The 12,844-nt window shown below is 43.5% G+C and carries 11 protein-coding genes and 1 CRISPR repeat array; of the genes, 7 read left to right on the forward strand and 4 right to left on the reverse strand.

Features of this window, described 5'->3' with window-relative positions:
• Nucleotides 1-5: 5 nt before the first annotated feature.
• The 7 genes from IX315_RS01910 (at nt 6) to recR (ending at nt 9,876) form a co-directional block, all read left to right on the forward strand.
• Nucleotides 6-1,307 carry a hypothetical protein gene (locus tag IX315_RS01910; protein ID WP_211638652.1) on the forward strand — a complete coding sequence of 434 codons (1,302 nt, stop codon included), beginning with the start codon at nt 6-8 and terminating at the stop codon, nt 1,305-1,307.
• A gap of 9 nt (nt 1,308-1,316) precedes the next feature.
• Complete coding sequence (locus tag IX315_RS01915) at nt 1,317-2,378, forward strand: hypothetical protein (protein WP_018358701.1); 1,062 nt, start codon at nt 1,317-1,319, stop codon at nt 2,376-2,378.
• A gap of 121 nt (nt 2,379-2,499) precedes the next feature.
• Entirely contained in the window at nt 2,500-3,009 is a 510-nt protein-coding gene (cas4, locus tag IX315_RS01920; protein WP_026215708.1) for a CRISPR-associated protein Cas4, read from the forward strand.
• Nucleotides 3,006-4,016: a type I-B CRISPR-associated endonuclease Cas1b gene (cas1b, locus tag IX315_RS01925; protein ID WP_018358699.1), complete on the forward strand. Its 1,011-nt coding sequence runs from the start codon at nt 3,006-3,008 to the stop codon at nt 4,014-4,016. The genes cas4 and cas1b overlap by 4 nt, the downstream gene beginning before the upstream one ends.
• A complete protein-coding gene (gene cas2, locus IX315_RS01930; protein ID WP_134849916.1) occupies nt 4,016-4,276 on the forward strand; it encodes a CRISPR-associated endonuclease Cas2 in 261 nt (86 codons plus the stop codon). The genes cas1b and cas2 overlap by 1 nt, the downstream gene beginning before the upstream one ends.
• 416 nt (nt 4,277-4,692) lie before the next feature.
• Nucleotides 4,693-8,205: a CRISPR direct-repeat array (repeat unit 30 nt; unit sequence CTGTTAATCGTACCATACTGGAATTGAAAC).
• A gap of 287 nt (nt 8,206-8,492) precedes the next feature.
• Nucleotides 8,493-9,263, forward strand: coding sequence for an LPS export ABC transporter ATP-binding protein (lptB, locus tag IX315_RS01935; RefSeq protein ID WP_211642471.1), 771 nt, complete (start codon nt 8,493-8,495; stop codon nt 9,261-9,263).
• Nucleotides 9,250-9,876, forward strand: a complete 627-nt coding sequence (gene recR / locus IX315_RS01940) for a recombination mediator RecR (RefSeq protein WP_018357989.1) — start codon at nt 9,250-9,252, stop codon at nt 9,874-9,876. Before lptB ends, recR begins: the two co-directional genes overlap by 14 nt.
• A gap of 132 nt (nt 9,877-10,008) precedes the next feature.
• Here the strand turns inward: recR and IX315_RS01945 are convergent, their stop codons facing one another.
• From IX315_RS01945 to IX315_RS01960, 4 genes are read right to left on the reverse strand one after another with little or no spacing between them, the layout of a single operon-like run.
• Entirely contained in the window at nt 10,009-11,037 is a 1,029-nt protein-coding gene (locus IX315_RS01945; RefSeq protein WP_018357988.1) for a helix-turn-helix transcriptional regulator, read from the reverse strand.
• 11 nt (nt 11,038-11,048) lie between these two features.
• Complete coding sequence (locus tag IX315_RS01950; protein ID WP_018357987.1) at nt 11,049-11,429, reverse strand: VOC family protein; 381 nt, start codon at nt 11,427-11,429, stop codon at nt 11,049-11,051.
• Nucleotides 11,430-11,442: 13 nt separating this feature from the next.
• On the reverse strand, nt 11,443-11,934 hold the full coding sequence (locus IX315_RS01955; protein ID WP_018357986.1) for an alanyl-tRNA editing protein: 492 nt from the start codon (nt 11,932-11,934) through the stop codon (nt 11,443-11,445).
• A gap of 9 nt (nt 11,935-11,943) precedes the next feature.
• Entirely contained in the window at nt 11,944-12,843 is a 900-nt protein-coding gene (locus IX315_RS01960; RefSeq protein ID WP_018357985.1) for a hypothetical protein, read from the reverse strand.
• Nucleotide 12,844 lies beyond the last annotated feature (1 nt).

A 12,844-nucleotide genomic window follows, 5' to 3' on the forward strand; every position in this document is an offset into this window, starting at 1 on the left:
AAGCTATGTTTACATCAATCATTGGTAAGATATTCTTACAGGCATATAACGACAAGTTTAAGACGAACTTCACACCCAAAGAGTTTTTCCTAAAGGTCTATTACCCTTTGTTTTTTGATCATCAGAAATATCTGATGACAGCAGGGAATTCCCCACTGGAAAACCCGAAGCTATCTTGGGATCAAATGATTAAAGGCGACAAGCCTTTTGAAACACCTGAGCAACGTAGAAATAGGTTAGATCGGTTCCTAGAGAAGATTGATAGCGGAATGACTGACGCAAGTATTGCTATTGGCTATCCTGCCGCTGATAAGTTGGCTGCAACATCAGGGCAAGTGTCTATGTCTTTGAAGGGTATTATTGAACCCGATGAGAGCTATCTGTCGTGGTTCGGTGCTGGACTTGGGATAGGCGTCCAGGGAGGTGTAACTATACTTTTCGGCAATCCCACATTGCTCATGGATATATTTGAGGGATGGAAGGAGTACAGAAAGGTGTTGGATGCAACACCTATGATGAAGGGCAATCAGATTAATACATGGAATGCCCACTGGATAAACCATTTGTATTCACCTATAAAGGAATCTGCTATGCCAATGGATATCTATTCAGAGAAGAATGGACTGATATCTATTGATACTCTTTCTTGGCATGATCTATTAGTTGCTATAAGCACTCATTTTGATGATCCACGAATGATGGGGTACATTTACAATGTTGGACAGACCAATACAACTATTGGGTTTATTCCATTTGTATTACCCCATGTTCGAAAAGCCTGTGAACTGTATGTGAAATACTTCGGGACAGATCGGTATAGGAAAGCTGTAAAACTATTTGGGACAGCTATGGGATTGGAGATGGCCTGCCGAGAAGGTTATATCGGGTTAAAGGCTCTAGAACCTAAGGGTCTGAAAGATATAATAAACAGCGGAAAGGTTCCAGTATACAACACTCGAGACGAAAATAAAGTAATACAATTTCAAACATATCAAATTTGGTTATTAGCTATGCTCAACAATGAAGAATTATGGGATAAGGCGAAGAAATTTGCTGAGACCCTACAGGCATTTTCTGTTGGTGGCAAAATGGGACGGACAGGAAGAAGCAATGCGATAAAATTGCTTTTGGATGCTACCACAAAGAGAAACTTCATTTGCCAATTAGGAGAAATAGTAGAAGAGGCTGAAAACACTGATGACATCGTAGATATTGCGTCTATTGTTAACTTAATGCCTTCGGACAATGTGCCGTACTTTTTGACCCTAATTCGTTTTCACTACGCAGTAATTAATCACTCTAAATAAGACAAAACCATGAATCCTTTTATTTACTTACGTTTACTTAAGAGAGCTGAACATACGGTATTCTGCGTAGAAGATGGGCAGAAGACATATTATGATGCTCAGTTTAATACTTTTGTACCTTACTCTAGCGGCCAACAGATCAAAAGGTCCGTTCTTGAGGCGCTGACTGACCAGCTTAATGTACAGATGGCACCAATAACCTTTAATTACGAAATCTCGTCAAAAAAGGAGCTGTCTCAGAAGGAACCATGGTCTCCATGTGATCCTCAGTATATTGACCAGCTTATTGGAGGATGGATGAGGGCAGGTGATGGGATCACAAAGAAAAGACGTAGCCCTCTTTCAATCTCTGCCATGCGCCCTCTGCATCCATTACTATCGGGGGTAAAGCGTGAGAATATTACCTTCGATAGAAGTGATAGACCAGATAATCACCCTGTTAATGTACGTATGGCTGGAAAAAAAGACTTGCTTTCTGAGGAGGAGATTGAATCCTTTTTAAGAGAGACAGGTAGCACTCTTTCTCGTAGACACTGGATACCAGATAACAGAAGAGCCACAGGACTTTTTGTGAGTGACATTGCCATAGATATGAGGACACTCTTTTCTGTGTCACTTAATCAGCATGATCCAGAGATCGATATTGAAACAATAAAGAAACTGAAAGATGCCGGTTGGGAAGAGAGCGAAAACGTTTTTGGAAAATGCCTTGTACTACCAAAGGACAAACGCGATCAAGTGATACCTGCACTAGCACATGCGCTTATCAATTGGAGGATTACATCTAATCAGGCACGAACATTTAGCCTCATGGAGACCCTCGCAGTAGCAATTAGTGACAATGCTAATGCACAAGCTAGTGCGATTAGATCAAAACTAACTTTAGATGATGCAGAAAAGCCAAAAGTAAAACCTATTGTAGATGAAAAGGCTGGAGCTAAAGTCTTTGTATCTCTTCCATGTGCGGCTTACGTAGTGGTTGAGAACGAAAGTGCTGACGCTCTAGATGCTGCCGAGAAGTATTTGGTAGATCAGCTTAGTTCTTTTGACTACACTCATCAATTGAAGTAACTTTTGGAAATGCGGGTACCAAGTAGGTCCGTTTTATTTGGTACCCGCATATTTTTAACGATAGAGGGGAATATATCAGAAGAATTCCCTTGGGCAACAATATTTCGATGCTCATTACACCATGTATATAACTGGCACATGTTTTAGTTACTACTATGTCTGTCACCGAAAATTATGGCTTTTTGCCTCCGGGATACAAATGGAACAAACTTCTGAGTTGGTCTCAACAGGCAAGTTGGTCCATGAGACATCGTATCCCCAACGTTCGGAACGATATACAGAGCTTTCTATCGATGGTATAAAAATCGATTATTACGATTCAAATCAACGTATTGTACACGAAATTAAGAAATCCAAGAAGATAGAGGAGGCTCATGTCTGGCAGCTTAAGTATTATCTATTTGTACTCGAAGAGAATGGTATAGATGGGGTGTCAGGAGTCCTGGAGTACCCTCTTCTTCGACAAACTACAGAAGTATTCTTAGATGATGGAGATCGAGCGCATATCGCCTCTACAAGAAAGGAAATTGAGAAAATCATACAAGGAGAGGTATGCCCACCAATGATTCATTCTCGTATCTGTCTAAATTGTAGCTATCAGGACTTTTGTTACTCTGGAGAAGAAATATGAAAAAGACCTATTATTTATTTAATTCAGGAGAACTTTCAAGAAGAGATAATACACTGAAATTTACTCCTTACTCTGAAGGGAGCTCCCCGTCTGCAACTCAAGCAAGATATATTCCAGTAGAGGGAGTAAGTGATTTATATGTTTTTGGTGCTTTAACAGCCAATAGCGCTCTCTTTAACTTTTTGGGTCAGTCCGACATTGCTGTCCACTTTTTTGACTACTATGAGAATTACACAGGATCCTTTATGCCTCGAGATTATTTATTGTCAGGTAAGATGCTCTTAGCCCAAGCTAATGCTTTCCATATCAAATCAAAGCGCATTGTATTAGCAAGGAAATTTATTGAAGGTGCATCCTACAATATGGAAAAGAATCTTAAGTATTATACCAATAGAGGAAAGAACCTGTCAGAACATATAGAGAAAATACGAAAGTATTGTGGGTTGCTATTAGAAGCTCAAACGACTGAAGAGGTTATGGGCATAGAAGGAAATATTAGGCAGGTCTACTATGACTCATTCGATACAATAGTGGATGCATTTGAGATGGGAATACGAACGAAGCAACCTCCACAGAATGAAGTGAATGCTCTTATTTCATTCGGAAATATGATGTGCTATACCCTATGTCTTAAAAGTATCCATCAGACACAGCTGAATCCAACGATTAGTTATCTACACACTCCAGGAGAAAGACGATACTCTCTATGCCTTGATATCTCGGAAGTATTCAAACCAATATTGGTGGATCGTACAATATTTAGAGTGCTTAATAAGAGAGAGTTGCAAGAACGGCATTTTGAATATAAACTTAATAAGTGTGTCCTTTCACCGGCAGGGAAGAAAATATTTGTCCAAGCTTTTGAAGAGAGACTAAATGAGACTATTAAACATAGAAAGTTGGGACGGAGTGTAAGCTATAAGCATTTGGTAAAGCTTGAGTGTTATAAATTAGCCAAACATTTATTGGACATAGAAGAATATGAACCATTTAAAATGTATTGGTGATGTACGTTATTTTGGTTTACGATATTGGCGAAAAACGGGTAGGTAAAATGCTTAAACTGTGCCGAAGGTATCTGAATTGGATACAAAACTCTGTCTTTGAAGGAGAAATTACCGAGTTTAAGTTGAAAGAGCTAAAAACAAAAGCATATGCTATAATGAAAGAGAGCGATAGTTTGATAATATTTTCATCAAGACAGGAGGGGTGGTTAGACAAAGAGATTATGGGAATTGAGAAAGCATCTACCGATAATTTCTTGTGAGTATTTTCCTATTTCGAATTACACGCCAATGCGTAAGGATGATAGAGATCATAGACATTTCGAAAACTAATAATATCTTTGTTTGGGTCGCATCAGACTAATAGATGTAAATCATGGTTAGCATTTTAGTGCTCTGTAGGACAGTTCCCATATCATACAATATGTGGTGCGCATAAATTGCTCTATAATGATGGGTTATTCTCTAAATGTCTGTCGATACTGGTGTTCACTAGTATTTTAGACGGTCTATGAAAATAGGAGGAATATTATGTTATTGATAATCAGTAGAATGGACTGTTGTCGTAGGTGCACTCTTATTATACGATTAGGGTTCGACGACATCTTCCAAGCAAAAAGTGCCAAATAAATTTTCTAACAGACTTGTAACCAATGATATATTATAGTAAATTTGACGGCTGTTAATCGTACCATACTGGAATTGAAACTTCAGGATAGAGAGCGTAGATATACGGGCACTTTATCTGTTAATCGTACCATACTGGAATTGAAACCTCTATCGATGGGATACGAGAATGTAGATAGCTTCACTGTTAATCGTACCATACTGGAATTGAAACCTAAGGCACTGATGGGTACGCTTACACTTGGATTGTCTGTTAATCGTACCATACTGGAATTGAAACAGGTGTAAAGAGTGGTAAGTATCCTAGAGAGCACTCCTGTTAATCGTACCATACTGGAATTGAAACATGAGTAATAACCCCGTCTTGCTTGTCGATGTGGGGCTGTTAATCGTACCATACTGGAATTGAAACTATCTTGGTTATGGCTACGGAAAAGGCGGCAGCGATCTGTTAATCGTACCATACTGGAATTGAAACGACTTGCTCACATCTGGGTCTATTGCAATGATAACCCTGTTAATCGTACCATACTGGAATTGAAACAGGCTGCACCGGCAAAAGCACTCACCGCATCGGCCTGTTAATCGTACCATACTGGAATTGAAACACAGCATACCTACCACACCCCGATGACCTTAAAGGCCTGTTAATCGTACCATACTGGAATTGAAACGCATGTGATAGATTGTTATACTTCTCTACCCATCCCTGTTAATCGTACCATACTGGAATTGAAACATCTCCACGCTTGTCGTTGTCTCCGAGCCTTGGATGCTGTTAATCGTACCATACTGGAATTGAAACTCCTTTGTCTCGGTGTCCTCGTGTCTCGCCCTTTTGCTGTTAATCGTACCATACTGGAATTGAAACTATCTGCTGCAGTCTTAGATCTTCGTAAGAGGTTTCACTGTTAATCGTACCATACTGGAATTGAAACTTCTCAGCGCCCTCTTTACCATCCTTTACCACATCTGTTAATCGTACCATACTGGAATTGAAACTAGCTTCTTAGCTATTTCTACCTTTTTTGTTAGGTCTGTTAATCGTACCATACTGGAATTGAAACCACTCATCGTCTGCAATGCTTCTGGCTTAATGGCTTCTGTTAATCGTACCATACTGGAATTGAAACCTATTGACGTAAGCTGAACCGTTATACACCCACCAGTCTGTTAATCGTACCATACTGGAATTGAAACTTATGTAGTATCTCCATTGCCATGCGGTTTAAGTTCTGTTAATCGTACCATACTGGAATTGAAACGCATTCTTCGCATACAGCTGTTTCCCCTCATCTGACTGTTAATCGTACCATACTGGAATTGAAACTACACATAGCACTCAGGGTGTCATCACTCACAGGGCTGTTAATCGTACCATACTGGAATTGAAACGAGCTAATTCCAGTTATACCACGCTCATTCTCTCTAGCCTGTTAATCGTACCATACTGGAATTGAAACTAGTAAGGTGCATTCCTATAAAGGATTGCATAGACCCTGTTAATCGTACCATACTGGAATTGAAACTAATCTCACTCATCACACAATATCTAACAGCATCCTGCTGTTAATCGTACCATACTGGAATTGAAACACGATAACGAAGAATAAGCGCAACAACAAGACGTACCTGTTAATCGTACCATACTGGAATTGAAACAGATAAAAGACACGGTGAGAGGTAACGGCACCTCTCTGTTAATCGTACCATACTGGAATTGAAACAAGTTGGTCTTGATGCTTATTGTGTGCTGACCCTTCTGTTAATCGTACCATACTGGAATTGAAACTAAGTATATATAAATGTATTCGTCAATCCAATGCCGTCTGTTAATCGTACCATACTGGAATTGAAACAGGCTATAACCTTTTTACAGCAACCCACCAGCACCGCTGTTAATCGTACCATACTGGAATTGAAACATGGAATGTCCGTTACCAACCCTTTAAGGGATTTACTGTTAATCGTACCATACTGGAATTGAAACCTATGAGTACCGCTACGAGCTTGGTGGTGCGATGCTGTTAATCGTACCATACTGGAATTGAAACCCTACATCTACGACCGCTACGGCATCCCTAAGCCAGCTGTTAATCGTACCATACTGGAATTGAAACGAAGGAGATACGATTCCGTAACAACCTCGTGCATCTGCTGTTAATCGTACCATACTGGAATTGAAACATAGAGCCTTGAGCATAACCTCTACAGCTCTAACCGCTGTTAATCGTACCATACTGGAATTGAAACTCTCGCTTTTTACATAGTAGTAGCTATTACCCTCGACTGTTAATCGTACCATACTGGAATTGAAACTAATGACGGAGCAGACCAACCGACTACTGCGCATTCTGTTAATCGTACCATACTGGAATTGAAACCCAGCTGCCGAGGGGTAATAACGCTCTCAAAGAGGCTGTTAATCGTACCATACTGGAATTGAAACTAGAATAGCCTCCTCCTGAAACCGTTTCGTTAACGACTGTTAATCGTACCATACTGGAATTGAAACAAGAGAGTGGCGCAAAGTACATGGAGTGACGAGACTGTTAATCGTACCATACTGGAATTGAAACTAGCTCTTATCCATCTTCGCGAGCTCCTTCTGCAGCCTGTTAATCGTACCATACTGGAATTGAAACTGATTATGTTTTGTGACTCCCTCGCCCCCTTTCTCACTGTTAATCGTACCATACTGGAATTGAAACCTCGTTGCTCTCTGTGCTGCTCTCTTATATCCTCCTGTTAATCGTACCATACTGGAATTGAAACTCAGGAAACAAAGAGCCTTGCACAAATCAACCACGTCTGTTAATCGTACCATACTGGAATTGAAACGTGAGAACACGCATCAATCTGCCACCTCCCAAGGCTCTGTTAATCGTACCATACTGGAATTGAAACCATAAGAGTTAAGAGGGATATCAATAGGCTTATCAGCTGTTAATCGTACCATACTGGAATTGAAACTGTGATAGGTACGGGTCAATTAGCATGTCATCGTCTGTTAATCGTACCATACTGGAATTGAAACATTGTCGTGACTCCAAAGCATGACGGGATTTTTGAGGCTGTTAATCGTACCATACTGGAATTGAAACACGTTAATCATTATGCCACGCATGTAGAACTTATCCCTGTTAATCGTACCATACTGGAATTGAAACAATGAGTATGCGAATGGCGTCTCCGTCAAATCAAATCTGTTAATCGTACCATACTGGAATTGAAACCATAGAGGTACAAAAGCGTGTCAATTACCTCTACAACTGTTAATCGTACCATACTGGAATTGAAACCTTATACTTCTTTGGGTCGCTGCTGTCCGCTGGCACTGTTAATCGTACCATACTGGAATTGAAACGATGTAGAGAGACTTCTATTTGAATACGATTACAAAACTGTTAATCGTACCATACTGGAATTGAAACATCGCAAGTACCTGAGTATCCACACTCTCATCCACGCTGTTAATCGTACCATACTGGAATTGAAACTTTTATCCTCTCGACTTGAGTTCTTGTTGAAAAAACTGTTAATCGTACCATACTGGAATTGAAACTATTCGTCATCATCACGCACCTTATGTTCGATAGTTCTGAGAGATGGGGGGATTTGAGAGAGGGGGAGTGGTCGAATTCTCTAGCGCGAGCGGGGAAATTTATCTCTAGGAATAAAAATATTTATTCCTAGAGATAAATGTTTTTATTTGTGCAGAAAAGTAAATTTATTCCTAGGGATAAATTTGATGGTGAAGTAGACTATTTTTTTGCTGCTGTATATCAAGCGCTTGGGTGAAGGGTATTGCGCTGTAAATTGGTATATTTGTACGCTAATGTATAGGTGTGTATGAAGCTAAGGACTGAGGATTTAGTAAAGAAATATAAGAGTCGTACGGTGGTGAACCATGTCTCTATCGAGGTGGAGCAAGGTGAGATCGTGGGGCTTCTGGGGCCTAATGGCGCTGGGAAGACGACTACTTTCTATATGACGGTGGGGTTGGTACAACCCAATAATGGTCGGATTTTCTTGGATAATCGAGAGATTACCAAGGAGCCAATCTACAGGCGTGCTCGTATGGGTATTAGTTATCTGGCGCAGGAGGAGTCGGTATTCCGCAAGATGAGCGTGGAGGATAATATCCGTTCGGTACTGGAGATGACGGGTCTACAGCGCGAGGAGCAGGAGATAAAGCTCGAGAAGCTCATCGATGAATTTGGGCTAGAGAAGGTGCGTACTAATAATGGCGACCGTCTGTCGGGAGGTGAGCGTAGGCGTGTGGAGATAGCTCGATGCCTGGCTATCGACCCTAAGTTTATCATGTTGGACGAGCCTTTTGCAGGGGTGGATCCTATTGCGGTACAGGATATTCAGTTGATTGTCTCTAAGCTGAGGGAACAGAATATAGGCATCCTAATCACCGACCACAATGTGCATGAGACTCTATCGATTACGGATAGGGCTTATCTGCTTTTTGAGGGTCAGGTACTCTTTAAGGGTACTGCGGAACAATTGGCCGAGAATGAGGTGGTACGGGAGAAGTACTTGGGTAAGGACTTTATTCTGCGCCGCCGTAAGTTTGACCACGTAACGCTGAGGGGGGAAGATGCAACAAACTGACGACTACTCGATCCTCCTGCAGAGGGCGATAGACGCTTTCTCTTCTCTTCCTGGGGTGGGGCGCAAGAGTGCGCTGAGGTTGGCGCTTTTCTTACTGAAGCAGGATAAGGGCTTCACGCACCGTATTGTGGATAGCCTTCGGGACTTTGTCGATGGCATTCAGTACTGCGAGCGATGCCACAATATTTCGGATGAAGTTGTCTGTAAGATCTGTAGCGATACGGGGCGCGATGCTTCTACCCTCTGTGTGGTGGAGAGTGTGCGGGATGTGATGGCGATAGAAAATACTGGGCAGTATACTGGGCTATACCATGTGTTGGGTGGTATTATATCTCCGATGGATGGGGTGGGTCCTGCCGATTTATTTCTCCAAGACTTGCCGAAGCGTGTAGTAGACGAGGGCATCAAGGAGGTTATATTGGCGCTGAGTACCACTATGGAGGGGGATACGACGAACTTCTATATTTACCGTATGCTGAAGGACTTGCCGGTGAAGATATCTGCTATTGCTCGCGGAGTGGCTATTGGTGATGAATTGGAGTATGCCGATGACCTTACTCTCGGGCGAAGCATTTTGCAGAGGATTGACTTTAGTGATACGCTAAGGAGATGACGATGACAGCCAATAGCTATTGTGTAGAATAGTAAGAGGGGATATATAACGTAGCAAAGCCAAGGTGCCGTACTGGGGGTCTTGGCTTTGCTGCTTATGTATGAGGCTGTGCCGGATAGGGGCGTATGCTCTTTATCTCTTCATGGATCTCCCAAGGAGCTCTACCACGTTGTAGATACCCACGATGTCTCGTAGGTGTAACTCTAGGTCGGGATAGTCGGGGTTGATGCTATGGCAGGAGATAATGTCCCGCTCTAGGTCTTGGCTAACGACTTCTTTCACTACGATACCCTCTGTCTGTGTGGCGAAGACGAAGTAGGGCCAGGTGTGGTAGTGGAGCCCGGCCGACCAGTATTCGCGAGCAACTTCGCGGCATAGGAGTTTGTCTCCCTCGCAGATAGCTCTGGTGGATCCGTCGTCCATGGAGGCGCCTCGTACGGTGAAGATATAGTAGTTGCCCTTGTACATACGCTCCACTGGGAGGGTCATGGTCTCCAGACCTTCAGGATTAGGATCGCCATAACCTGTGAGCCTTCCTGCGGCTGCGGCATCGGGGATGATAGCAAACTCCATGAGGTTCTCCACCTTGAAGGGGATGGCATTGCCTTGTGCCGATACGGCAGTCCCCTCTTCTTTGGGAGGCTTAATATAGGCTTCGCCTTTCCCATGTAGTAGCCAGCTGCGTCCGTATTCGGGGAATCTATCCAGGATGAGGTTGAGCGTGGTATTGCTTGGTTTGGTCTTGTTCTGAAGTATTCGGTAAATGGTACTGGGGCTACCTATGCCTATGGCTTTGGCGAATTCGGGTATGGGCATTCCTTCTTGTTGCACCACGTGCGCCACCCTCATCCAGCGCTCTTTGCGTGCTTCCTCAGGTATTACCTCTATCTTCGCTCTCATGGCTCCTTCGCCTTTGAGGAGCCATTCGCGTGAGAAGTAATCGCCATAGACGGCAAGCAACCTATCGAGAAAGCGCATGGAGAGGTAGGGCGAACCAATGCTGAAGGCGCCCCTCACGGTGGACTTATTGATGTCTAGCTGACTAGCGAGGTCGTTGAAGTCTTCTATCACATTGCGCTTCAGAAGGCTCTCGTATACCTTTGCGAGTCTCCGTTTGATATGTATCTTATCCTTTAACTCTATTGGTGCTTGTCGTGCCATACTCTTTCCGTTTATCTCGTTAGAGGAAGTATCTCTATCCAGTAGCCGTCGGGGTCATTGATAAAGTAGAGACCCATATCATGATTTTCGTAGCATATACACCCCATCTCTCGGTGGTACTCTCGCCACTCATCGTAGTCGCCCTCCACTCTCAAGCAGAGGTGGTACTCTAGGTCGCCTAGGTTGTAAGGCTCTTTTCTGTCCCTTAGCCAAGTGAGCTCTAGGGTAAAGCTAGTGGCGCTATCCCCTAGGTAGACGAGGATAAAGGAGCCATCGCTCGCCTCCTTGCGGCGCACCTCTTTGAGCCCTAGTGCTTTTTGATAAAAGTCCAAGCTCTTCCTTAGGTCTAGGACATTGAAATTGAAATGGTCGAAACGCGCTTTTAGTTCCATAATATACGTCTGTCTATTCTTGAAATTTGGGGTCTTCACCAGAGAGTCGGTAGCGTATACGCCACCGCTTTTCCTCGGGGTAGTAGTCGTGAGAGTAGATCTCCACATGCCCTATTTGCCCAGAGTGTTCCACGTGGCTGCCTATGCAGAGGCAGCTATCGTAGTCGCCTACCTGCACAATCTGTACCGCTTCGGAGGAGTCCTCGGGTATGCGGCTAAGGTCTACGCCATATTGTGAGGCTTCGGAGCGGGTAGTGACCACGTACTTTATTGGTAGGTCGAGAGCGATGACCCTATTCACTTCGTCCTCGAGCTGCTTCGCCTCGGAGTCGCCCATAGTGTTAGGTGCATGGAAGTCTAGTCGAGACTTCTTCCACTCAATATGTGCTCCTGTGCTCCTCCCTGTGTCGAATAGCCTGCACATGGCTTGGTTAATGATGTGCTCGGCGGTGTGCATCGGGGGGTACTCCTTTTTATTACGGCTATTAAATACTGGTGCGTCCATCACGAAATATTACCCAAGTGAAAAGTTGAATCTTCCGATGATATAACCATCGGCAAATAGCTCTACTCTATAACTACCTTCGATGAGGTACTCCTCTATATTCCAATACATGGTGACGGAGGTCGACTCCCCGCCATACTCTATTTGCCTCTTGATGGAGTAGGGTACGCTACTGCCTTCAAAGCTGAAGGTACCGCTCTCTGAGGGCTTTTGTAGAAGGACATCGTCGGGCGTGGAGATACGCATATAGATGTCTCGGAAGCCGGGCTTAGCCGTTACGTTCTTCTCAATCGTGAAGGTAAACTGTAGCTGCTTCATATTGTGGATGCGCTTCGTCTCCCTCCCGCGTGAATTGAGGGGCGTAACCTTGAATCCCGATGCCGAGAGCTTACTTGCCAAGGTGACCTGTTCGGTGAGCTTCTCTTTCTCTTGGCGGAGCTGAGAGCGCTCCGATGCCACTTGGCTTACCTGCTCAGTGAGATCTTTATTCTCCGAACGTAGCTGTTCATTGGCGCGGTTGAGGGAGTCAATTTGCACCACATAGTGTCTCAGCACCTTGCGAAGCGTCTCTAGTTCGCGCTTGAGTTCTAGTATACGCTGAGCATTGGAGCTCTTAACCGTCCGCAGTTCCTCCATTAGGCGTTGTACCTTAGCCTGTTCGCTCTCGAGCTGCTGTAGAATAGAGTCGTTCTTGACCTCTATCTTGAAGCCCTCGTACTGGAGTGCCACCTCGTTGTACTCATCTTGTAGCGCTTGCTTCTCAAGCTCGGCTATCGCCTGAATATCCTGTATCTGCCCGCGCTGATTGATGATAGTATAAATGCCTATCCCTATTAGCCCCACTAGTAGAATAGCGCCTACAATCATGAGCGCTTTGCGCTGTCTTGCTTTATCCTCAGTATTGCTCATT

It is taken from the genome of Porphyromonas levii (assembly GCF_018206105.1).
Classification (GTDB): Bacteria; Bacteroidota; Bacteroidia; order Bacteroidales; family Porphyromonadaceae; genus Porphyromonas_A; species Porphyromonas_A levii.

What these genes read in the sequence shown, in the direction of transcription:
- lptB (WP_211642471.1), top strand. Translation starts at nt 8,493, where the DNA reads ATGAAGCTAAGGACTGAGGATTTAGTAAAGAAATATAAGAGTCGTACG.
- cas1b (WP_018358699.1), top strand. Translation starts at nt 3,006, where the DNA reads ATGAAAAAGACCTATTATTTATTTAATTCAGGAGAACTTTCAAGAAGA.
- cas2 (WP_134849916.1), top strand. Translation starts at nt 4,016, where the DNA reads ATGTACGTTATTTTGGTTTACGATATTGGCGAAAAACGGGTAGGTAAA.
- recR (WP_018357989.1), top strand. Translation starts at nt 9,250, where the DNA reads ATGCAACAAACTGACGACTACTCGATCCTCCTGCAGAGGGCGATAGAC.
- IX315_RS01910 (WP_211638652.1), top strand. Translation starts at nt 6, where the DNA reads ATGTTTACATCAATCATTGGTAAGATATTCTTACAGGCATATAACGAC.
- cas4 (WP_026215708.1), top strand. Translation starts at nt 2,500, where the DNA reads ATGTATATAACTGGCACATGTTTTAGTTACTACTATGTCTGTCACCGA.
- IX315_RS01955 (WP_018357986.1), bottom strand. Translation starts at nt 11,934, where the DNA reads ATGGACGCACCAGTATTTAATAGCCGTAATAAAAAGGAGTACCCCCCG.
- IX315_RS01945 (WP_018357988.1), bottom strand. Translation starts at nt 11,037, where the DNA reads ATGGCACGACAAGCACCAATAGAGTTAAAGGATAAGATACATATCAAA.
- IX315_RS01960 (WP_018357985.1), bottom strand. Translation starts at nt 12,843, where the DNA reads ATGAGCAATACTGAGGATAAAGCAAGACAGCGCAAAGCGCTCATGATT.
- IX315_RS01915 (WP_018358701.1), top strand. Translation starts at nt 1,317, where the DNA reads ATGAATCCTTTTATTTACTTACGTTTACTTAAGAGAGCTGAACATACG.
- IX315_RS01950 (WP_018357987.1), bottom strand. Translation starts at nt 11,429, where the DNA reads ATGGAACTAAAAGCGCGTTTCGACCATTTCAATTTCAATGTCCTAGAC.